At 46.3% G+C, this 22,947-nt stretch carries 15 protein-coding genes; 4 read left to right on the top strand and 11 right to left on the bottom strand.

The annotated features are described in order from the left end of the window. The 3 genes from EXU57_RS11160 to EXU57_RS11170 form a co-directional block, all read right to left on the bottom strand. Window positions 1-1,350: an MBL fold metallo-hydrolase gene (locus tag EXU57_RS11160; RefSeq protein WP_317130027.1), complete on the bottom strand. Its 1,350-nt coding sequence runs from the start codon at window positions 1,348-1,350 to the stop codon at window positions 1-3. A 120-nt stretch (window positions 1,351-1,470) separates the two neighbouring features. Continuing rightward, entirely contained in the window at window positions 1,471-2,868 is a 1,398-nt protein-coding gene (locus EXU57_RS11165; protein WP_133268297.1) for an MBL fold metallo-hydrolase RNA specificity domain-containing protein, read from the bottom strand. A 164-nt stretch (window positions 2,869-3,032) separates the two neighbouring features. Next, window positions 3,033-3,539: a DUF4442 domain-containing protein gene (locus EXU57_RS11170; protein WP_133268298.1), complete on the bottom strand. Its 507-nt coding sequence runs from the start codon at window positions 3,537-3,539 to the stop codon at window positions 3,033-3,035. Between the two features lie 424 nt (window positions 3,540-3,963). Between EXU57_RS11170 and EXU57_RS11175 the strand changes: the two genes are divergently transcribed. After that, a complete protein-coding gene (locus EXU57_RS11175) occupies window positions 3,964-9,540 on the top strand; it encodes an alpha-2-macroglobulin family protein (protein ID WP_133268299.1) in 5,577 nt (1,858 codons plus the stop codon). Between the two features lie 201 nt (window positions 9,541-9,741). Further along, window positions 9,742-12,162 (top strand): penicillin-binding protein 1C, encoded by a 2,421-nt coding sequence (gene pbpC / locus EXU57_RS11180; RefSeq protein ID WP_133268300.1) that lies wholly within the window; start codon window positions 9,742-9,744, stop codon window positions 12,160-12,162. A 300-nt stretch (window positions 12,163-12,462) separates the two neighbouring features. Here pbpC and EXU57_RS11185 read toward each other — a convergent pair whose 3' ends face one another. Further along, window positions 12,463-13,113, bottom strand: a complete 651-nt coding sequence (locus tag EXU57_RS11185; RefSeq protein ID WP_133268301.1) for a YdcF family protein — start codon at window positions 13,111-13,113, stop codon at window positions 12,463-12,465. A 72-nt stretch (window positions 13,114-13,185) separates the two neighbouring features. After that, the gene (locus tag EXU57_RS11190; RefSeq protein WP_133268302.1) at window positions 13,186-13,491 is read right to left on the bottom strand and encodes a hypothetical protein; all 306 of its coding nucleotides are present in this window, start codon (window positions 13,489-13,491) and stop codon (window positions 13,186-13,188) included. Between the two features lie 114 nt (window positions 13,492-13,605). Here EXU57_RS11190 and EXU57_RS11195 point away from each other — a divergent pair, with 114 nt between their 5' ends. Next, the gene (locus tag EXU57_RS11195) at window positions 13,606-14,475 is read left to right on the top strand and encodes a fructosamine kinase family protein (RefSeq protein WP_165958111.1); all 870 of its coding nucleotides are present in this window, start codon (window positions 13,606-13,608) and stop codon (window positions 14,473-14,475) included. 143 nt (window positions 14,476-14,618) lie between these two features. On the opposite strand, the gene lysA is transcribed toward EXU57_RS11195, so the two are convergent. The 3 genes from lysA to atpG form a co-directional block, all read right to left on the bottom strand. Next, entirely contained in the window at window positions 14,619-15,836 is a 1,218-nt protein-coding gene (gene lysA / locus EXU57_RS11200; RefSeq protein ID WP_133268304.1) for a diaminopimelate decarboxylase, read from the bottom strand. Between the two features lie 34 nt (window positions 15,837-15,870). After that, complete coding sequence (scpB, locus tag EXU57_RS25610) at window positions 15,871-16,782, bottom strand: SMC-Scp complex subunit ScpB (protein WP_243745571.1); 912 nt, start codon at window positions 16,780-16,782, stop codon at window positions 15,871-15,873. A gap of 79 nt (window positions 16,783-16,861) precedes the next feature. Beyond that, on the bottom strand, window positions 16,862-17,746 hold the full coding sequence (gene atpG / locus EXU57_RS11210) for an ATP synthase F1 subunit gamma (RefSeq protein WP_133268305.1): 885 nt from the start codon (window positions 17,744-17,746) through the stop codon (window positions 16,862-16,864). A gap of 410 nt (window positions 17,747-18,156) precedes the next feature. On the opposite strand from atpG, the gene EXU57_RS11215 reads away from it, so the two are divergent. Beyond that, window positions 18,157-18,588 (top strand): hypothetical protein, encoded by a 432-nt coding sequence (locus tag EXU57_RS11215; protein WP_133268306.1) that lies wholly within the window; start codon window positions 18,157-18,159, stop codon window positions 18,586-18,588. A gap of 113 nt (window positions 18,589-18,701) precedes the next feature. On the opposite strand, the gene EXU57_RS11220 is transcribed toward EXU57_RS11215, so the two are convergent. From EXU57_RS11220 to EXU57_RS11230, 3 genes are all read right to left on the bottom strand, one after another. Further along, window positions 18,702-19,544, bottom strand: a complete 843-nt coding sequence (locus tag EXU57_RS11220) for a dienelactone hydrolase family protein (protein WP_133268307.1) — start codon at window positions 19,542-19,544, stop codon at window positions 18,702-18,704. Between the two features lie 69 nt (window positions 19,545-19,613). Then, window positions 19,614-20,564, bottom strand: coding sequence for a 1-phosphofructokinase family hexose kinase (locus tag EXU57_RS11225; RefSeq protein WP_133268308.1), 951 nt, complete (start codon window positions 20,562-20,564; stop codon window positions 19,614-19,616). An 84-nt stretch (window positions 20,565-20,648) separates the two neighbouring features. Beyond that, window positions 20,649-22,862, bottom strand: a complete 2,214-nt coding sequence (locus EXU57_RS11230; RefSeq protein ID WP_133268309.1) for a TonB-dependent receptor — start codon at window positions 22,860-22,862, stop codon at window positions 20,649-20,651. Window positions 22,863-22,947 lie beyond the last annotated feature (85 nt).

Genomic DNA, 22,947 nt, shown 5'->3' on the forward strand with positions numbered 1-22,947 from the left:
TTATAACACCACTTCACTATGCAAAGCGGGGATCGTTACATTTTCATATCCTCGTCGTTGAAGCCTTTCTGCGAAATCCTTTTGAACATCGTATTCACCATGAACCAGGAAAACGTTCTTTACTTTTTCTGCTTCCTGGCACGAAAGGAACTTCAGCAGGTCATCGTAATCACCATGGGCGCTCATGCTTTGCATCTGGCCAACTTCGGCAATAACGTCATATACTTCACCAAAAATTTCGACCTGTTTTTCGCCGCTGAGTAACTGGCCGCCCAAGGAGCGGGTCTCACAATACCCAACAAACAATATGGTATTCTTCTCTTCACCAATCGTACTCATGATATGGTGTTTTACTCTTCCGGCATCCGCCATGCCGCTTGCAGAAATGATAACGCATGGTTCCTGGTAGTCAACAAGCTTCCGACTATCCTCTACAGTTTCAACGAATTTCAACCCATTAAACTTAAACGGATCTTCATCAATCTTGAGAATTCGCTGGACCTTCTCATTGTAGTTGTCGGGATAACTCTTAACTACCTGGGTAGCCTTTTGGCTCAAGGGGCTGTCGACGAAGTAGCTTAATTCAGGAAGCCGTTTTTCGAGCTCCAACTGATTAAGTGCGTAAAGCACCTCCTGTGTACGCCCTACGCTAAATGCGGGAATAATCAATTTACCTTTTTTCTCGATGCAAGTCTTCTTAATCCATGAGCGTAGGGTATCAACTGTATTGAAGAGCGCGTCGTGTTGCTTGTTTCCATAAGTGGTTTCAAGAATAACATGGTCAGCCTGGGGGAACTGGGCGGGGGGACTAAGGATTACACTGGAGTAACGACCGATATCTGCGCTAAACGTTATACTGGTTGTCTTTCCATTTTCGTTGATCCGCATGTTTACAGCTGCACTTCCTATGAGGTGGCCTGCATTGGAGAACATAAATTCCATCCCATCCTCCAAGGCTGTCCATTGATCATAGTCAACGGTTTCAAAGCGCTCCATAGTCTTGCCGACTACCTCAACGTCGTAAAAAGGCTCGTGTGGAGGAAGGTCGTTTGCTGCTCTTCTCTTATTTATGTATTCCAGATCGTAACACTGGATTTCGGCACTGTCGTGTAGAAGTATTTCAGTAAGGTCCTTTGTAGCTGGGGTGCAAAAGATTTTGCCTTCAAACCCATCTTTCACGAGCTTTGGAATAAGCCCGGTATGATCGATGTGTGCATGGGATAATAACAGGTAATTGATGTCACGTGGGTCAAATCCAAAGTTCCTGTTAAGTTCATCCGTTTGGGTTCCCATTCCCTGGAACATTCCACAGTCTAACAATATTTGGGTCCCGTTGTCGAGTTTAATCAAGTGTTTTGTCCCCGTAACAGTACGGGCTGCTCCATGAAAAGATATCCGCATAAAACTGATGATATTACAATATTAGATCGCAAAGGATCCGGCACTTTAAATGCCGTTTTAATTTTTTCGTTATATCTCAATAGCATAATGCATACCCGGTATCTCTACCTGAAATCCCAGCCCCGTTAAACGATTGGCAAAATCTTTTTGTACAGCATATTCCCCATGTACCAGGAAGATTTTCTTTAATGTGTCAGGTCGCTGACCGGAAATAAACTTCAGCAGGTCTTCATAGTCACCATGGGCACTCATGCTTTGCATGGAGCCAATTTCAGCCTTTACCTGGAAGAGCTCACCGAAGATTTTAACTTTGCTGTTGCCATTAAGCAATTGCCCTGCAAGTGATGCTGGTTCCGAGTAACCGACCATCAAAACGGTGTTCTTGTCGTTCGATATATTATGCCTGATGTGATGTTTTACCCTGCCCGCATCGGCCATACCACTTGCCGAAATAATTACACAAGGTTCTTCTACCAGGTTAATCCGCTTGCTCTCATCGGCTGACCCGGTATATATAAGGCCCTTGAAATCAAAGATGTCTTTATCATGCCGAAGTGCATCTTCAAGTGTTGCGTTGAAATTTTCAGGATGTGATTTAACCACCGCTGTAGCTTCCCTGCTCAACGGACTATCCACATAATACTTTACTGGCGGCAAACGGCCTTCCTGCTCGAGCGTATTAAGTGCATACAGTAACTCCTGGGTACGACCGACACTAAAAGCCGGGATAATAAGTTTACCCTTTTTTGTTAAACAGGTGTGTGATATCCACCTTAGCAATTCATCATTTGTATGTCGACGGTCATTATGTAACCTGTTTCCATATGTGCTTTCAAGCAAGAGGTAATCAGGCGCGGGGAATGGTGCGGGAGACTTTAGGATGACATCGCGATATTGGCCTACATCGCCGCTAAACGTAATATTGGTGACCCTTTCCCCTTCTGAGATCCGCAAATTGACTGCAGCACTACCTATAATATGCCCGGCATCGGTAAATAGTACCTCTACGGCGTCAGCGATATGAAACCATTCATCATAACTCCTGCTTTCAAATAAGGCAATAGCCTGGCGCGCATCGTCAATGGTATAGAGTTCTTCAAAAGGTGGAAGGTTCTTTTTTGCGCGCTTTTTATTGATGAAACGGGTATCGTCGCGCTGTATTTCAGCACTGTCCATTAGCAATATTTCGGCAAGGTCGCGGGTAGCTGGCGTACAATAAACGGTTCCCCTAAAGCCCTCTTTAACAAGTTTGGGTATCAGTCCGCAATGATCGATATGGGCGTGGGATAACACGAGCCAGTCAACTTCAGAAGCCTCAAAACCGAAATTACGGTTCATCGCATCACCGGAAGCACCAAGCCCTTGAAAAAGCCCGCAATCAAGCAAAAGCTTTCGTCCGTTTTGCAGTGTTAATAGGTGTTTGGAACCTGTAACGGTTTGTGCTGCGCCGTGAAAAGATAATTTCATTCTGTTGGTTTAAAGGGAATAGTTTCAAATACGTGTACAAGTTGACAGGATGTAACCATACAGGCTAACGCAATCTGTTCCGAAATTACGGACGAAAGCAGCCACGGAAGGTATAGTTGATTTTTGAGTTTCAATTAGCCAAATAGTTATAACAACATGCCTGATTAACCCGCGACTTTTGCGGAGCCTTTTTGTTTGAAGCTCCAGGTGTAATAAAATTCGGCAACAACCTCTCCCTTCTCATTTGTTCCGATGGTGTGACATCGTATGGTAGTGGCCTCCCCTGTTTGGATGGCTCTTTCTACCGCATCATTAATTGCTGCTCCCTCATTACAGGTAAAGACAATTGTGCCGGTGGCCTTTTTGTAGTAAAAACCTTCATTACTGATGACTAACATGCTTAGCGGCGGTTTTCTGTTATAGATCGCACCCATGCATAGTACCCCGGTACTTACCTCGGATGGCATGGATAGTATCGCCACGTAAATGGAACGAAATGGATTTTTGTTAAACCATTTCTGACGTACGCTAACCTTGGCTTCTTCAGTTGTAAGACTCACAAGCTTCAAACCTGCAAACCAGGCCGAAGGCAATCTTGTAAGCATGAATACCCTGAACCTGATCGGGTGACTTATGTTTTTTTTAAAAGCTGAAAAATGCGCGTTGACCATTACGGTTGCTTTTGCGTGTGCGTACCATTGACTTCCAAACAGTTGGCTAAGCTAACTCAATTACCTAACAAATTATAAACTATAGCGGTCTCATGTAACCGGCTCAATCTAATACAGTGAACCGAAAAGAGCTCTTTGAGAACTACCCCGAAACGCAATGTAAGTGCCATTCAAGCAAGTGACAAACAGTTACTCCCCGGCTAAACATTGCACGCCAGATGCTACGCACCCATAATTCAGGCTCTAAATTGTTGATCCGTTCCGATTACCGGCATCCGGTACATTGTGACCCTTCCATCATGTGCCTTCTGACTTGTTTTTAAAAGCATAAATATTAGGTACATAGTGAAGTTTACTTGCAAATGTGGCTACTGTTGCACTAACTTTCTAGCACAGGTTTCCTGCACTTAACTGATCAACTAACATGTTCATTCCCACCCGTAAACCACTCAGCAATGGCTGCTGGCTAATCTTTACTTTTTTATTTATAAGTCTTTGCTCGTGTAGTAAAGATCGAAAGCCAATTATAGTTGATCCGGGCTTTAGCAAATACATCGAGTCTTATACGTCGGGAGTAATCTCCAAAAAAAGCACCTTCCGTATTCAATTTGCGGCGGAGGCATCAACAACACATAGCCTGAATGAAACCATCCAGGAGGACCTCTTTGATTTTTCACCAAATGTAGATGGTTCAGCTTATTGGGTGGACTCAAGAACAATAGAGTTTAAACCTGCGAAAGACCTGGAATCTGCGAAAGTGTATGTCGTTTCGTTTGACCTGGGCAAAGTGATGGACGTTCCTTCGAAATTCAAGACGTTTAGTTTTGATGTGCAGGTGGTAAAACCTTCTATTTCGGTGCAGGAGTTTGGTCTTCGTGTAGCGGGCGATAAAGACGATCACATGAGTCTCACAGGTGAGATTACCACCGCCGATGTTGAAGACGGAAAGGAAATCGAAGAGACGCTTAAGGCTTCACTGAACGGTGGTGTGCAAAAAATTAATTGGCAACATAACGAAAGCAACAAACTACATGGCTTTGTTATCGAAGGCATCCGCCGCGACCAAAAACCGGGCAGCCTTGCAATTAGTTGGGATGGTAAGCCGATTGGGGGTGATCAAAAAAGCAGTAAAAAAATTGAAGTTCCGGCGCTGGGTGACTTTAAAGTTTTAAATATTCGGGCCGTGCAGGAATCTGAGGAGTATGTACTGGTGCAGTTTAGCGACAAACTTGCTTATAACCAGGACCTGAATGGTTTAATAACTGTTAGCAACCAGGGTGAGATTAGTTACACCATCAGGGGTAGTGAAGTTAAGGCCTATACCTCCGGTAAGTTGGAAGGAGATTTTGCCGTTACCATTCACCCCGGCATTGTAAACGCTGCCGGCAAAAAACTGGATAAACGTTTTTCCGCAAACGTGTTTTTTGAAAACAGATTGCCCTCCGTTAAGATACAAGGACGAGGAAGTATACTACCCGGCAGTGGAGGTAAACTTGTGCTACCTTTCGAAGCAACCAACCTTCGCGCAGTAGATGTAAGCATTGTCAAGATCTATGAGAACAATGTGGTACAATTCCTTCAAAACAATGACCTAAATGGTGAAAATGAACTGCGGCGTGTGGCGAAGCCCGTTGTTAAAGCAACCATAGCACTTGACGAGGATAAAACCCTTAACCTACACAAAAGAAACCGGTTCTCTCTCGACGTTGATAAATACCTTAGAACTGAACCAGGAGCTATTTACAGGGTGTATATTGGCTTTCGGCCTACTTATTCATTGTACACCTGTACGGCCACGACTGATGATGAGGAAAGCAGCGATGTGACTGAGGAACCATTTGATTTTGCGTCTAACACCGAGGTGGATGAAGATGAAGCATTCTGGAACAGCTATGACCAATATCATCCTTATGGATACAATTGGGAGCAGCGGGATAATCCGTGCAGCAAATCGTACTACAACAAAGAACGGTTTGCCGCAAGAAATATTATTGCCAGCAACATAGGGTTAACTGCAAAACGAGGGAACGACAACGTATTAAACCTGGTTGTAACCGACATCCTTTCCACAGCAGCAATCAGTGGAGTTACTGTTGACGTATTGGACTATCAGCACCAGTTAATCGCAACAGCTAAATCTGACGGCGACGGACTTGCAAACATTCCGTTAGCAAAAAAGCCTTACCTGTTGATTGCAAAAAAAGGCGAAGAACGAGGCTACCTGAAAGTTGATGATGGCAGTGCTCTTCCTTTGAGCCGGTTTGAAGTAAGCGGGGAATCAGTAAAAAACGGAATCAAAGGTTTCATTTTTGGTGAGCGCGGGGTATGGCGGCCTGGTGATAGTCTATATCTCAGCTGCATTATCGAAGACAAGCAGAATAAGCTACCAGAGGACCATCCAATCGAGATGGAATTGTATTCTCCTACCGGGCAGCTGTACAAAAAGATGGTACAAACCAACAGCAATGAAGGCTTTAATGTTTTTAAAACAGCCACTGATCCGGCAGCACCTACAGGCAACTGGTTGTGCAAAGTGAGAGCTGGTGGAGCTGTTTTTGAGCGAAAGATTAAAATCGAAACGGTTATGCCAAACCGTTTGAAAATTGACCTGAACTTTGGCGAACAACCAGTGCTAGGGAAAGGTTCATCTGCGAGTGGAACCCTAACAGCAAGATGGCTTTTTGGTGCCCCAGCACAAAACCTAAAGGCCCGGGTCGATGCTTCGCTTTACAGGACAAAAACGACCTTCGCGGGTTACGAAAATTTTGTGTTTGATAATCCAACAGCAAATTTTGAAACACAGTTGAAAACCATCTTTGATGGTCCATTAAGCAGCGAAGGCAGCGCATCCATAAATCCGGACTTTACTGCCGGGTCTGACGCACCAGGGGTGCTCTCCGCTAATTTGCTAATCAAGGTTTTTGAGCCGGGAGGAAACTTCAGCATTGATAACACCGTTATCCCCTATCATCCATTCAACAGTTATGTTGGGATTCGGGTACCGGAAGGTGCAAAACCATGGGGCTTCCTTGCGGCTGGTAAACAACACCAGGTACAATTGGTAAACGTGGATACAAGGGGGAAACTCCTGGCCGGCAAACAAAGCTGTACGATTGAGCTATACAAGATTCAATGGAAGTGGTGGTGGGACAACACGGGTGATGATTTAAGCAATTTTACACAGGACAACTACAACAAACTCGTCAGGAAAGAAACTATTGCACTTAATAATGGTAAGGGTGCTTATGTGGTGAATGTGCCAGCCAGCGAATGGGGCAGGTACCTGTTGCTCGTACGAAACGAACAAAGTGGCCATACAACCGGGGAAACGTTTTATGTAGATGATCCGTATTGGCAGGCCAGGGGTAACAACGACGACCCATCGGCTGCTGCTATGCTGTCGTTTGCCAGCGACAAACCAAAGTACAATGCAGGAGAAGACGTTATCCTTACTATTCCAAGCAGTAAAGGTGGTCGTGCACTAATCAGCATCGAAAATGGAAGTCATGTTGTAAAAACTTTTATCACAGAAACGGGGCAGGGACAAACCACTTTTAAGTTTAAAGCAGAACCAGAAATGTCGCCAAATGTGTATGCCACTGTAAGCCTGTTGCAACCGCATGCACAAACCGTTAACGATCTCCCCATCAGGATGTATGGGGTTATACCAATTATGATCGAGGATAAAGCAACATTGCTAAAGCCGGTCATACAAATTCCGGATGTTATAAAACCGGAACAGCAGAACAAGATAACGGTATCCGAGGCGTCCGGAAAAGATATGACCTACGTGGTAGCGCTCGTTGATGAAGGATTGCTAGATCTCACACGGTTCAAAACTCCCGACCCACATAAAGCCTTTTATGCGAAAGAAGCACTGGGCGTAAAAAGCTGGGACGTATTTGACTATGTAATTGGTGCATGGTCAGGCGATATCGAACGGATACTTACCATCGGAGGCGATAATGAAGCAGAAGGTGGAGCAAAAGAAAAGAAAGCAAATCGTTTCAAACCCATTGTAAAGTTTATGGGACCTTTTAAATCCGGTGGGGGTACTAAAAGCCACTCTTTTACTTTACCGGCGTATATGGGCAGCGTAAGAGCAATGGTAATTGCAGCAAACAACGGTGCCTATGGCTTCGCAGAAAAGGCTGTAGCGGTAAAAAAACCCGTAATGCTACTGGCAACGATGCCCCGGGTACTTGGGCCATCAGAACAAATACGTATACCTGTAAGCGTATTTGCAACAGAAAAAAGTATCCGGGATGTAAGTCTAAGCATAGCCGCAAATCCTTTTATAGGTGCAACGGGCAGTGCAACCCAGGTGGTACATTTTAACGGCACCGGTGAACAGCTGGTGTATTTTGATGCCACTGTTAAACCGGCAACCGGCATCGGCACAGTGCAGATTACCGCCGCAAGCGGCAAGGAAAGGAGTACTTATGCGGTCGAGATTGATATTCGCAATCCAAATCCACCCGTTACGAGTGTTACTGAATTCACTCTTAGTGCTGGTCAGCGCTGGAGCAGTACTGTTGCCCCCATTGGTACGGCAGGAACCAACAAGGCCGTCTTGGAGATCTCGAGTATCCCTTCTATCAACCTTGCGAAACACCTGAATTACCTCATTCGATATCCGCATGGCTGTGTAGAGCAAACAACCTCCGCAGCTTTTCCGCAACTCGTATTACAGCAGTTGATGGAACTTGATGATGCTGAAAAACGCCAGGCAGACGCAAATGTGAGAATAGCCATAGACCGCATAACAAACTTCCAGACAACAGAAGGCGGCTTTAGCTACTGGCCAAATGACAATGCTTCGGACGAATGGGGCACCAACTACGCCGGACACTTCTTACTTGAAGCAAGCGAAAGCGGCTTTAACGTTGCCGGCGGCATGTTGCAGCCCTGGCGTGCATATGAGCGCGCGAAAGCTAATGCATGGAACCAGACCGGGCCGGTTTACTACGGCGGCGACCTGGTTCAGGCTTACCGTTTATACTTGCTGGCACTTGCTAAAGCACCCGAGTTAGGGGCCATGAACAGGCTAAGGGAATACCGGTTTTTAACCCCTGAGGCAAAATGGCGGCTGGCTGCTGCCTACCATATTGCAGGTCAAACGGGCATGGCCCTCCAGCTTATCAGTGGTTTACCCACCACCTTCTCACCACGGCCTTCTCCGGGGATAACCTTTGGAAGCGATCTGCGCGACCAGGCAATGGTTCTCGAAACGCTCACAATTATGGGCAGGTGGGCGGAAGCTGAACGGCTCGTTCGCACGATTGCAGCAAAGCTCTCGCAGCAAACCTGGTACAGCACGCAAACTACTGCGTATGCCCTTATCGCTATTGCCGAGTTTTGTGGTAAAAATGAGAATGGTAGCAAGTTGATGGTTACGGGCAAAGTGGGTGACAACAACCTTGATATAAATTCAAAAAACTATTTGTCCCAGGCTAATATCGTTTTTCACAACGGCAAAGTGCCGGTACAGGTCACTAATAAAGGCAGCAATGTTCTGTATGTGCGGGTCATTAACCAGGGCCAGCCTGTTGCCGGTGACAGCATGAGCGTGCAAAACGATCCGGGCATTCTTGGACTCTCGGTCAACTTCTTTTCTAACACCGGGGAAACGCTGGATCCGGGGGCTATCCGGCAGGGAACTGATTTTGTTGCGAAAGTTACGGTAAGGAACCCTGGTCAGCGGGGCACTTTTTCGCAAATGGCACTTTCGTCGATCTTCCCAAGCGGATGGGAAATCCTGAACACGAGATTGTATAATGCGGAAGGACCTTATAAGTCGTCTCCGTCGGCGTATATGGACATCCGGGACGACCGTGTATACCATTACTTCGACATCAAAGCGGGTGAGACGTTAACGTATTATGTTCACCTAAATGCTGCGTACCCTGGCAAATTTTATTGGCCGGGCGTTTACTGCCAGGCTATGTATGAGCCCGGCGTTAGTGCTGCAGTAAATGGAAGATGGGTGCAGGTGCAATAAAAACGCCTAATTGACAGCGCCGGTTCGCTTATAAGAAACGGTTCGGCACCTGGGGCCTGGTTACCGGAAAACGTGATAACCCGCCTTAAACGTTATGGCTGCGCGGAGGTTACAGCGAAAGTTCCATAAGCATAAGACTTTCCATGCTGTTATTACCAGTCATTTGAAGTCGCCTGAGGCAGAAACCTTTTTTTACAACCTATGAACAATACCACCTACAGGTACATAACGATAAGACTCGGGGCCATTACGATTTCGTTTAGACCCTGGTTAGTGGTTGTATTTGGGCTGGCAACCCTGTTTTACTTTTGTTTGCCTCATACGCTGTTTAAGTCGCCCACAAGCTTTGTTATCAGCGATAGCCAGGAAATATTATTAGGCGCATCTATAGCAGCCGACGGGCAATGGCGTTTTCCACCTGGCAGAGCAGTGCCCCAAAAATTTATCAGCTGCATAACTACCTTTGAAGACAAACGCTTCTTCTACCATCCTGGTGTTGACCCGGTTGCTCTAGGCCGGGCCGGCTGGCAGAACGTTAGCAGCCGGCAGGTAATAAGTGGCGGCAGCACCTTAACGATGCAGGTGATTCGCCTAAGCCGTAAACGAGACCGCAGCTATTTTCAAAAAAGTATCGAAGCGATCCAGGCGATACGACTTGAGTGCGGTTACAACAAAAATGAAATTCTTGCGCTATATGCTGCGAATGCACCGTTTGGCAGTAACGTTGTTGGTCTTGATGCTGCTGCATGGCGATACTTCGGAAGGAGTCCACACCAGTTGAGTTGGGGAGAAATGGCCGCCTTGGCAGTACTTCCGAATGCACCAACATTGGTCCATCCCGGCCGTAACCGCACTATTCTGCTGACGAAGAGGAATCAACTGCTGGATAAACTTTTCACCCAAAACATCATTGACCAGGAAACCTGCGGCCTGGCTAAAGCTGAACCGTTGCCAGGTAATCCCCTGCCTTTACCTGCTTTGGCGCCTCATCTACTTAACCGTTTCAGGAAAGACTTTTACAGCCGCTCATTTAAGGAGCAGTCAACGGCAATAACAACAACACTGCAGGCCTCGCTACAGAAATTAGTGAGCGAGATTGTTACCCGGTACCACCAGGGATTTAAAGGCAATGGCATAAACAATGCGGCTGCGCTGGTGCTGGATGTAGAAAGTGGCAATACCCTGGCCTATGTCGGCAACATCTACGATGTAGCAAATCCCGAACTTGAAAGTCATGTTGATGTACTTACCGCTGTGCGCAGCCCCGGGAGCACATTGAAACCTTTGCTGTTTGCGGCGATGCAAAGTGATGGCGTTTTGCTACCAAAGCAGCTTATACCCGATGTGCCCACACAAATTGGCAGCTACACCCCCAAAAACTTTAATCTTGAATTTGATGGTGCTGTACCCGCAAACCGTGCGCTAAGTCGAAGCCTGAACATACCTGCCGTAAAAATGCTGCAGCAGTTTAAATACCAACGATTTTACGATTTGTTACAGCAGTTTGGATTTACCACCATAAAACAACCTGCAGACTATTATGGGTTAAGCCTGATCCTGGGTGGATGTGAAATTACCCCCTGGGAGCTTGCCGGTGTTTACAGCAGCCTTGCCCGCAGTTACAATCGCCAAAGAAAAAACAAAGGCAAAGTGCTTGCTGCCGACTGGCACATGCCCCGATATCAAGCGGATAATGGCGCGCCTCAGTTAAACAAAAAAAGCAAAGACGGAACGATTGACTTTGTAGACTACACATCGCTATGGCACATGTTCAATGCTATGCAGGAAATTATGCGGCCGGGCGAAGAAGGATTATGGAACCTGTTTAATGCTGCACAAAGAGTAGCCTGGAAAACGGGAACCAGTTTCGGTTACCGCGACGGCTGGGCCATTGGCGTTACGCCCAGGTACTGTGTAACCGTTTGGGTGGGCAATACGGATGGGGAAGGCAGACCTGACCTGACGGGTATTAATACGGCAGCGCCCATTATGTTCGACATTTTCAGGGCGTTGCCAGCCTCACCCTGGTTTGAGCCGCCAACGTACGATTTTGCCTGGTTACCCGTTTGCCACGAAAGCGGTTTCAAAGCAGGTACTGACTGCGCACGGGTTGATACGATGATGGTATCTATGCGGGGTAAAAACGCTCCCGTATGTCCATACCACCGGGTACTTCACCTTGATAGAACCGGCAGTTTTCGGGTATTGGAAAATTGCGAGCAGCCATCTGCAATGGTTCATCCTAAATGGTTTGTACTTCCGCCAGGAATGGAGTATTACTACAGGCAAAAACACCCGGACTACAAACCATTACCGCCCTATAAACCGGGTTGCATGGCAACAAACGCACAACAGCTTGAACTCGTTTACCCGGAAGCGAACGCTAAAATTTATGTGCCACTTGAGATTACCGGCAACCGGGGCAAAACGGTTTTCACGGCAGCACATCGAAATACAAATGAGCGGATATTCTGGCACCTCGACAATCAATACCTGGGCACCACGGTAAGGTTTCATCAAATGGCGCTAAATCCACTTCCAGGGAAGCATACGATTACCCTTGTGGACAGTGAAGGAGAAGTGGTTACCCGGAACTTTGAAGTATTGGGAAAGGATGGTTAAACAACCCGGTGAAAAGTCGGGTCCATTAACAATCTTTCAACATATAAAAGCAAAAACATTCATAATGCTTTGTATCTTGTAGGACACTCCAGTAAATCTATCTATATGCTTGTTCCGTTTATTATTGTCGTCGTTGCCGTTATTGGCATTATCATTTACTCGGTTGCAAACAGTAGCCGTAAAAACCGGAGTCATATACCGAGTGACAACATTGAATAGCAACACAGGACGTCTTACTCAGCCGATTGATAACCTACACCCAGCCCTATTATTTTTCAACCCCAAATTTTTGCGCAACCGTTATTGAACGAGTTGTTTGTTGTAACCTGAGCTAACCAGCTTTTCAAAGGCTTCCCAGACGTATGCCGGTATGTGTTGATAGACCTGGAACCCCTTTTCGGGATAAAGTTTTATGCGCTGTAAATCGCCAACCATAATGTTAATCACTTTTTCCATCGGGATTTCTGCAGTGGCGTAATCATGAAATGAGATTTGGGGAGAAGTGATCAATAAATCCTTATCGGGCCAGTGCTTTTTGAAAGTGGCATAACTTCTTCTTTCCATATAGGGCTTCTGCACAACGATAAAGCTCTCTGGATCCAACCCTTTTTCCTGCAGGAGGTAACGGGAAAACGCGATATTTTCACCAGTATTGGTCGAACGATTTTCTATTAAAATACGTTCGCAAGGAACACCCTGTTCGGTGGCAATCCGGGCAAATTTATCCGCTTCCGATTCCTGCCAAACCCCGCTTGTCAAACGCCCAAGCCCCCCGGAAAACATTAGTAAAGGAGCCCAGCCTTCGAGGAAAAGGCTTGCTGCCCAGTCGGCAACCCTGGTGTCGTGACTTCCCAAGACAAGGATGATATCCGCTGGTTGCAGTTCGTTGTGCAAATGGTGATAATCCCATAATATTTCTGCCCAACCAAGTACTTCTGTGGTTATGTCCATAGTCTTACGAGTAATGTTTGTTGATGCAGGATTGAGCGTTAACCTGGAGCCTCCACAATGAGAATAGTGTGTTCAACGGGAATGGCTATTATCCTTTAAAAAATAGACAACCAGTTGCTCCCACTCAGCAGGAAGCTTAAGATCAGGTCGTTTTTGTTTTGCCCGGCTATACCAATAATCCGCATTCCAGGTGTCGCCTTCTTTGCGGTGGAGGTAGGCGTGCACCCATGCTGCCTGATCATCATTCAGTTCCTGTACGAGTGCATGCGCACCCTGCCAATCTCCCCTTGCATCGACCCACAAGGCCCGGGCGTATACTGATAAACCTGGCGGAGGTGCCGGTTGAGAAAGGCTGGTTGTAAATTCTTCGATAGTCATAACGGAATTAACTTAGGGCAAATATGCAAAATATATAAAAGATCAGTTTGCTGGTGATGATGTATGCAAAACCAACTGACCCGGCAACGCTGCGATTTCTATAATGACAAAACTATGGAGCAGGTTATAAGAGCAATCGCAGAAAAGATTGGATTTAGGGTGAGCGGTTTGCAAGTGGTTAGTGGTGGCGATATGAGCCGGAGCTATTGTGTAAGCATTGACAAAGGCAAACTGATGTTGAAACTAAATGATGCTACAAAATACCCGGGCATGTTTGAAAAAGAAACCGAAGGACTGCAAGCTCTGGCTAAAGCAGGTAAATTAAAAATTCCTGCTGCAGTTGCAGCTGGACACCACGACAATTTGCAATACCTGTGGTTGGAATGGATGGACTCCGGTACACCGCCCCCCGACTTCTGGGATGAACTGGCTGTTGGAATTGGAATGATACACGATGAGACCAACCCTCAATTTGGCTGGCACGGGAACAACTATATAGGAGCACTGGTTCAATCAAATGAATGGCAGGAAAGCTGGAGCTTGTTCTATGCCACAAGGCGGATTATGCCCCTGGTGAAAGTCCTGTATAATTCCAAGGTCTTTGACAATGCCGACCTTAAAGATGCAGAGGCGGTTTGCAAACGTTTGCCAGGGTTGTTCCCGGAAGAACCACCAGCTTTATTACATGGCGATTTATGGAGCGGGAACTTTCTTGCGGTTGTTGGTGCAGAAGCGAAGGTTGTGCCGGCATTGTTTGACCCTGCTGTGTATTTTGGTCATCACGAAATGGACCTGGGAATGAGCCTGCTTTTTGGCGGATTTCACAGCCGGTTCTATGAATGTTATGAAAGCAATTTCAGGCTCGAAAAGCAGTGGCGAACAAGAGTAAGTTTAACCCAATTGTACCCGTTACTTGTTCATGCCGTACTGTTTGGCGGTTCTTATATCAGCCGTTGTAAATCTATTTTACAGCAATGGCGGTAACAATTGTATTCGCCGGGGTGAAGAGTGTGATTCGGTACAAGAGTGCGACGCAACCGGGGCTAAATAAAAGAACCAGTGCCTGGTCCATAAAAAAAACCTGTCGCCCGGCAGTAAACCCTATCCCTTGAATAAATGCCTGAAGTTTAGAATGATAATTCGACCTGGTTTCGAAGAAGGTCGTTAAATTCTTCGCGCTGCCTGATGAGGTGCGGGACACCATCCTTTACCAAAACTTCAGCTGGTTTAAAACGCGAATTATAATTACTTGACATTTCAAAGCCGTAAGCGCCGGCGTTATAGAACACCAGGTAGTCGCCTTCGCTAACTTCGTTAAGGTTCCGGTCCCAGGCAAAACTGTCGGTTTCGCAGATATTTCCTACAACTGAATACTTCTTTAGCGCTCCACCAAGATTGCTGATGTTTTCGATATGGTGATAGGAGTCGTAAAACATAGGCCGGATAAGGTGGTTGAAGCCACTGTTAACGCTGGCAAATATGGTAGAGCCTGTTTGCTTAATTACGTTCACCTTTGTTATAAAATAGCCCGCCTGGCTCACCAGGTATTTACCAGGTTCGAACCAGATTTGCAATGGCCGGTTATTGGGATTGGGATGGCTGGCAAACGCTTCAGCAACTTTCGTTGCAAGCAGGTTGATGTCTGTTTCTTCGTCACCCTCTTTGTAAGGCACTTTAAATCCTCCGCCAAGATCGATAAACTCGAGTTCGTTGAACATTGGCGTTATCTCGAATAGCACTTCAATTCCTTTAAGGAAGACATCTACATCTTTTATTTCGCTCCCGGTATGGATGTGGAGGCCACGGATAAACAGGTTATGTTCCTTCACCAGGGTGACGAGGTCACCAACCTGTTCAACAGGGATCCCAAATTTACTTTTGTCGTGCCCGGTAGATATTTTAAGGTGTCCGCCGGCCATGATGTTGGGGCGTAACCGAACGCTAACAGGATAGGAATGGCCGTACTTTCTACCAAACTTTTCGAGATTGGAAAGGCTATCGATATTGATGTTTACACCAAGTGATGCCGCTTCTTCGATTTCCTCGAAAGAGATGCCATTGGAGGTATAAAGAATATTTGTTGGGGTAAAGCCCGCGTGCATCGCAAGTTTTACTTCGTTAACAGAGCTGCAATCGACGCTTGCACCAATTGAACGGACATACCTGAGCACATTTACATTGGTAAGTGCTTTACAGGCATAAAAGAAAACTACATCGCTATTGGAAAACGCATTCACCAGTTTTTCGTACTGCGACTTGATCTTTTCCGCATGGTAAACGTATAATGGCGTTCCAAAGGTGTTTGCAATATCGATGAGTGCGCTGTGAGAAAGAGATTGCGGCATTGTATCGGGTCTTAGATGGTAATTGAGGCGGTTACTATTCAGCAGCAGGTGCTTCTTCGGTGGGTGATTCAAATTGTTTTCGTTCACTTGCAGTGGCGTTGTCTTCCTCTGCTGCTGGGGGCGTAGTTTCGATGTCGGCAGGCGGAAGATTTTCTGCAGCGGGGCTCCCGGGGGCTAAACTTTCTAAAACTTCAGGTTGCGGCCCGTGAACAGCCTCTGGTGGTATAGGTGCATTAGCTATTTGGGTAAACTCTGATGGATTGTGATCCGGATGGGATTGCCCCTCAACAAAAAGTTCGATTTGTTGCTTGGGTGTATCGTCAATAAGGTTTTCGCGGTATGCGCCATCTTCGTGTGCATTAAGGGCGGAATTGACGACGGTTGCTTCAATCATCTGCTCTGCAAGTACTTCCTTGATCTTTGGCAGATCGTTGGTATCATTGATCCCAAAGTAATCCATGAACGACTTCGACGTTCCGTAAACAAGAGGCTTGCCTGGCAGGTTTTCGTTTCTGCCCGAGATGACGATCAGTTCTTTTTCGAGTAATTTTTGAACAGAGTAATCGCTGTTGACCCCCCTGATGGCTTCAACTTCGCCCTTCGTGATTGGTTGTTTATACGCAATGATTGCAAGGGTCTCCAATGCTGCATTCGATAAGCGTTTCAGGAATTTGTCGCCGTTTAGCTGGCCTACTGTAGCGTGAAATTCCTTTTTTGTCAGAAACTGCCAACCCCCTCCACTCTCCCTTACTTCGAAGGGGTAAAACTCAGCGTTATATTTTTCGCGAATACCTTCGACTGCAGCCTCAACCTGGTCAAGTGAAATCCTTTCTTCCATAAAGCCAAAGGCGTTGTTGATCAATTCGACAATATCGAGGCTTGTCAGCGGTTTATCGCTGGCAAAGATTAATGCTTCGATATGTGGAATGATCTCAGAAACTTCCATAACCCCAAAAACCCCCTAAGGGGCTGTTTTAAGTTCCGGCTTTTGGCTCAAAAAAAGTGTTTGATTGGTATTAACGGTACTATCCGTTGAGTGCCGCTGCACCGCTAACAATCTCGGTAAGTTCAGTGGTGATGGCCGCCTGTCTTGCGCGGTTGTAAGAAATTTTAAGCACTTTCAGCAGTTCATTGGCATTTTCACTGGCCTTATCCATTGCCGTCATTCGGGCGCCGTGCTCGCTGGCGTTGGCGTCTAGTATTGCTTTGAAGAGCTGGGTATTCAGGATTTTTGGCATCAACTCAGCTACAAGTTGTTCTTTGGCGGGCTCAAAGATGAAATCTGCTTTCTTGGCCCCTTCACGCCGTTCAACCTTTGGGATGGGAAGGAATCTTTCAACTACAAAGCGCTGGGTAGCGGCATTTTTAAACTCGCTGTAAATAATTTCTACTACATCGAATTCCTTGTTTTCAAAGGCTTTCACTGCTGCAATGGCTACTGCCTGAACTGTTTCGAAAGTAAGATTTAGAAAAACGTCTTTATGATCTGCGTTCGTTTTGTATTCACCACCACGGCTCAGGCTCTCGTACCCCTTTTTGCCAATGTTCCAAATGGTAACATTTCCTTTTTTTTGTTGGCTGCTATAATTCTCCTGTATGGCCTGGCGTGCTGTTTTTACGATGTTAGCGTTATAACCACCGGCCAGTCCCCGATCGCTGGTGATAACAATGAAGAGTACCCTTTCATTGCCGCGGTCAGTAGCAAGGGATCCACCAATATCGCCTTCTGAATTGCTAACGATGTTGCTGAGCATTTCCTGTAACTTTTCGGCATAAGGTCTCATTTGAACAATAGCTTCCTGTGCACGGCGTAGTTTTGCTGCACTTACCATTTTCATAGCCTTGGTAATCTGTTGGGTGCTTTGTACGCTCTTGATCCTGTTACGAACCTCTTTTAATTGGCCGCTCATGTTTGTTGATTCAGAATTTTAGGGAATAGCCTCTTGAAAACCAGACGAATACTAGTTGAAATGGCACCAGTTTCCGCCCCAATTTTCCTAACTGGGTGCAAAAGTAACGAATGAAGGGGAAAAGCCAAGGGTTTTCAGCAGTTAGCGGGTCGAAAAAGCTAAACATGATGATGTTCCATTATATAAGTCATGAGATTTGAAGGAAGTTCATTCCTGGGATTTCTTAATGGATCCATGGGATGGCTAAGTGGACGCTTGAGACCAATTAAGCGCTGGCCCGGGCCGGTGGGTTGCTACCGACACCGAGGTTTTCTTCCGGAGACGTGTTGGGGAACCACATTAAAAAGAGATATAAATTTACATTTCCTTACCTGCAAGCAATTCTAATTACCAGTAAATTCGCCGCATATATGCTAAAAGGGAAAGAGTTAAGAATTGGGAACTGGATTGCAATGCTGAGTGAAACTTCCATAACAGAAGATATTTATACAACAAAACAAATTGCTACGGGGTCCGAGATTGATCAAATTACCAAGCTGTTGCAGATCAGCAATGGCAATGGATTGATTGCATACAAGGCAATCTTAATTACGCCGGAAATACTGTTGCAATTCGGTTTTAAAAAGGGAACAAAGTCAGATTATTATAAGGAGTTTATAAATTCCGTGGGAGACGTTAAAAAGCTTTACATCGGCATCGATGAGGGCTCTTATTTTTGGGGAATTGAAGAAGAACTAAAAAGTGTTCCAATAGAGAAAATCCGGTTTTTACACCAGCTTCAAAATATTTATTATTCCCTCTCTAACCACGAGTTGGTTCCTCAGCAGAAAACTACTGTGTAGCTGCAATTGACGGAAAAGCCGGTCATCCATTTGCGGTTGACCGGCTTTTTGATTCTAGTGCCTGAGCCATTCAATTGATCGGTCAACAACCTGGGTTGGGGACCAAATAAATTTTACCTCTTAAATGTTGCCTGGAAAAAGGCTTTCATATCGTTCCACGATGCACTGTCGGCTGCAGGATTATACTGAATAGGCATTTTAAACTTTTCGGCTGTCCTGGTAGCATCAGGGTTGGTAAACGCATGCGTCGCGTTTGGATAAATTTTCACGGTGTAGTCCGCACCTACGGAGTCCATGCTTTTCTTAAATGCATTCACCTCCGCGTCGGGAACAAAGTTGTCGGCCCCGCCATGACATACAAGCACCCTAGCTTTCAACAGGTCCTTTGCGGGTGCCACTCCGCCAAGGCTCCCATGAAAACTCACGACACCCTGAAGCGGAGCCCCAAGCTTGGCGGCATTCAATGCAACATAACCCCCAAAACAGTAACCAATTGCCGCCAGATTCGAGGTGTCTGCTTGTTTGTAAGTTTTTAGTTTGGAGAGTGCAGCATCTACATAAAACCTGGTGAGTTGCGGGTTCATATAAAATGGGGTAGCCAGTGCTTGTGCCTCCGTTGGGTCCGCAGCGATTTTCCCTTGTCCGTACATATCTACTGCCATCGCAATATAACCCAGGGAAGCAAGTTGCCGTGCCCTGGAGCGGGTATAATCGTTCAGGCCCCACCACTCCGGGAGAACCAATACGGCTGGGCGGACGGCTTCTGAGTTTTGATCGTAAGTGATGTAACCTTTCAGGGTAACCGTATCCAAGGCGTAGGTTACCGCCTCCTCCTTGATGCTCACCACACTTGTGTCGCCGTCTTTGTCACGCGGTGCCGTTTGAGCTCCATTGTTACATGATGCAGATACAATGGCACAGCAGAGGACTGTAAATAACCAGGGTGCTTTAAACATATAAATAGATGATGCATTTGTAAATGATAGCTCATGTGTTTCACGAACAAAGGAACCTTAATAATGGCTTCAGGCAAAATGAGCGTCCACCTTAACACTCTTCAGATGTTTGTAAAGTTTTTCTACGTCCGCTAATTTACAAAGTTCGGTACCGGCATTTAAGGTAGTGGCGGTACCCGCGGCAATCCCGTATTTCAATACATCACCCCATTCCCAACCCCGGGTTAAAGAAAGTACCATACCGGCAACCATTGTATCTCCCGCCCCAACGGTACTTTTCCGTTTTACGGTTGGTGACGGTGATTGATAAACGTTGTCACGCGTAATTAACATTGCCCCTGAAGGTCCCATCGAGATAACCATGACCTCGCAACCACCCTGGCGGATGATTTGTTGAGCGGCTTCAATAGCGTCTTCACGGTGAAGTTCTTCAACACCGTGTAATGCACTCAGTTCTCCAAGGTTGGGTTTTATCATGAAAACACCATCATCCATAGCCTGTTTTAACGGCTCCCCGGATGTATCAAGAATAAGCCGAGCGTTTTTCCTCCTGGTTATCGCAGCAAGTTTTGCAAAGATGTCGACCGGCACACCCTCTGGTAAACTTCCACTGGCAACAATGTATTCAACTCCTTGAGCCTCTTCCAGAATTTGCAGGCATTTCTGCCATTCGTGTTCTTTTATTCGTGGACCGGGCATACCAAAACGATACTGGAGGTTCGAAGACTCATCCATGACAATCAGGTTTTCGCGGGTGTGCCCGGAGATCTCAACCACATTAGAGTTAAGGCCTTCTTCGTGTAGTAGGTGCTCGTAGTGTTTACCAGAATAGCCACCTGCAAGGTATACGGCTGTTGATGTTCCGCCGAGTTTCCTGATCGCGCGCGAAACATTTACCCCACCCCCACCCGGTTCGAAAACCGGATCAGCACATCTTAGCTTTTTGTCGGGTACAATTGCCTTTACGGTTGTGCTCTTGTCGATTGCGGGGTTAAGTGTAAGAGTTACAATTTTTTCCATAGCGGATGATATTTGTGCCGGTGAAAGGTTGTCCGTAGAAGCCTTTTCCTGTGTGATAACGGGTGGTTGCAGTACAGCATGGGGTTATATACCTGCACGAAGGGATACTATAAAATTTGTGCCGGGTGATACTATACCAGATGAATAAACACGGTAACGTTGGTTGGTTAGATTCTCGAATCCCGCTGTAGCGGTCAGGTGTTTACTAAAGCGGTAAACCGATTTTAAGTTGAGTGTATACCATGATGGACTATAAGGTTTACCGGCAGCATTTGTCGCATAAATGAATGGCTTACTCTGTTCTGAAGGTGCAAGGTTTGCTGCTGCTACCGAGCCGTTAAAATTGTAAGAGAGTTCGATCATCAACTTTTCACGTTCATAAGCAATGGCCAATCTCCCGTAAAATGGCGGGGCATGCCGCAACTGCACATCTTTATTTTGTGTATCATCTGTTTCCCGGCCATCGATGTAATTTGCCCTTGTTTCCCAGCTGAAGTGTTTGGCAAACTTCCAATTATACCCCGCCTGTACACCCCAGACCTTTGCCCGTGCTACATTTTGAAGCGCCTGTACCCGGCTTCGTACTCCTTCGTAGATAATGGTGTCTTCTCCATTGAAGGTGAAGGGCCGACGTACAATTGCATTATCGAGAATGGTATGGAATACCGTCAGATCATATGTGAGCTTGTCGCTAATCTTGCCGGCAATACCGAGATCAGCATTGTAAGCGTACTCAGCTTGCAGGTTTGGATTGGGAACAATCACGTTCCCTACTTCCGAGTCAAACACCTTTCCAAGGTCGTCGATATTAGGTACCCTAAAACCTGTTGAGAGGTTAGCATTCAACTGCCATTCGGTTGAGGGTCGTAAAACAAGCCCGATATTACCGGTAACAGCACCATCCCTGATTTCGGCACTATGAAACGGAAATTTGAAGTACGTAGAATCGAACGGCGCGTTTAAGGTTACATGGTTGTACCGAATGCCTGTTGATAGCGTAGCCTTTTTTGAGAGGTAGGTTTTAAGACTGCTGTACAGGCCGGCGGAGGCCCAGGTTGAATTATCCGGGTACCTGGTGGCAGTTCCTTCTATTGAACCATTATTGATATTGGTACGCCGCGCAACAGAGCCTATGCTGTTGTGTACATACTCAAGTCCGTAAAAGAGTTCTGCTTTGTCGCCGAACTTTTTGTCAAAATCAAGATTGCCCGAAAAAACGTCGACAGTTTCCGTTTGGTTTCGAAGCCTTGCATTGTTGATGCGACGATCGTTCCGGCTTTCCTCGTAATCCTGTATTGCCAGTATGAGCCGGGCATCATCGTACATCGTCGTTGGGGTAGCATGATCCACCCGCACCTGGTGCATTTTCCAAACCTGGGGACCGTAGTACCATTCCGCATAGGTGGGGGTGCTGCCGGTTAGTTCTATGAGGCGATCGTAGCGCGGCACATTGCCTGTTGCGGAATAGTGATAAGCATATTGCAGGTCCCAGTGCTCATTGGGCTTGAAGCGCAGTTTTGCGAGGGCATTTAACTGGTGGTAACCGGTTTGTTTTTGCCGGTAAGGATCGGGGTTAAACAATACGCTGTCTTTTCCGTTGATGCGTTCAACATAGAAATTTCGAAGATAGCTGTCCTGCCCGCCGTTTTTCCCCATCTTCAGATCGCCGAAGTCGCTATAAGTAGCACTACCGAGCAAGGCCCATTTCTTAAAGCCAAGGTTCAGATCCAGGTGAGAGGTTTGTTCGTTATTTGCGGTTGAATGCCGGATGACGCCGTTTGCTTTTACGAGCATTTTTGTGGTGTTGCTATGGGTAGGTTGAAGGGTGTGGAAGTCCATGACCCCACCAATCGCGTCACTTCCATATATGATGGAACCCGGACCAAAAACGACTTCAGCACTTTGGGTTGAAAGTGCATCCAGCGAGATCAGGTTCTGGAGGTTGCCGCTCCGGTAGATGGCATTGTTCATCCGCACTCCATCGACAACAATCAGCACCCGGTTAGTTGAAAATCCGCGGATCATAGGACTGCCACCACCCAGTTGACTCTTTTGAATAAACACCTGGCCAGTCATACCTAAAAGGTCGGCAGCGGTTTGGGGGTTTTGCAGTATCGCCTGCTTTCGGCTCACCCGGAGGATGGCGTTCGGTATTTCGTTGCGGTTCTGTTCCCATTTGTTTGCAGAAATGTATATGTCATCAAGATCGCCGGTTAACGTGTCTGTTCCATTTTTTTGTGCAGAAAGCATTACAGTGATACAGGCAAATACGCCGGACAAGAATATATTTCGAATCATAGATTATTGTTTGAAGTTGTTGCTGTTGGAAACAACAGGAGTACCCGACTCGTTATAGCAAATCGATGTTGTTGATCAAGGAAAA

It is taken from the genome of Segetibacter sp. 3557_3 (assembly GCF_004354985.1).
Taxonomy (GTDB): Bacteria; Bacteroidota; Bacteroidia; order Chitinophagales; family Chitinophagaceae; genus Segetibacter.

Coding starts and splice junctions, on each gene's coding strand:
- EXU57_RS11230 (WP_133268309.1), bottom strand. CDS start 22,862: ATGATTCGAAATATATTCTTGTCCGGCGTATTTGCCTGTATCACTGTA.
- atpG (WP_133268305.1), bottom strand. CDS start 17,746: ATGAGCGGCCAATTAAAAGAGGTTCGTAACAGGATCAAGAGCGTACAA.
- pbpC (WP_133268300.1), top strand. CDS start 9,742: ATGAACAATACCACCTACAGGTACATAACGATAAGACTCGGGGCCATT.
- EXU57_RS11170 (WP_133268298.1), bottom strand. CDS start 3,539: ATGGTCAACGCGCATTTTTCAGCTTTTAAAAAAAACATAAGTCACCCG.
- EXU57_RS11185 (WP_133268301.1), bottom strand. CDS start 13,113: ATGGACATAACCACAGAAGTACTTGGTTGGGCAGAAATATTATGGGAT.
- scpB (WP_243745571.1), bottom strand. CDS start 16,782: ATGGAAGTTTCTGAGATCATTCCACATATCGAAGCATTAATCTTTGCC.
- EXU57_RS11165 (WP_133268297.1), bottom strand. CDS start 2,868: ATGAAATTATCTTTTCACGGCGCAGCACAAACCGTTACAGGTTCCAAA.
- EXU57_RS11225 (WP_133268308.1), bottom strand. CDS start 20,564: ATGGAAAAAATTGTAACTCTTACACTTAACCCCGCAATCGACAAGAGC.
- EXU57_RS11175 (WP_133268299.1), top strand. CDS start 3,964: ATGTTCATTCCCACCCGTAAACCACTCAGCAATGGCTGCTGGCTAATC.
- EXU57_RS11190 (WP_133268302.1), bottom strand. CDS start 13,491: ATGACTATCGAAGAATTTACAACCAGCCTTTCTCAACCGGCACCTCCG.
- lysA (WP_133268304.1), bottom strand. CDS start 15,836: ATGCCGCAATCTCTTTCTCACAGCGCACTCATCGATATTGCAAACACC.
- EXU57_RS11220 (WP_133268307.1), bottom strand. CDS start 19,544: ATGTTTAAAGCACCCTGGTTATTTACAGTCCTCTGCTGTGCCATTGTA.
- EXU57_RS11195 (WP_165958111.1), top strand. CDS start 13,606: ATGGAGCAGGTTATAAGAGCAATCGCAGAAAAGATTGGATTTAGGGTG.
- EXU57_RS11215 (WP_133268306.1), top strand. CDS start 18,157: ATGCTAAAAGGGAAAGAGTTAAGAATTGGGAACTGGATTGCAATGCTG.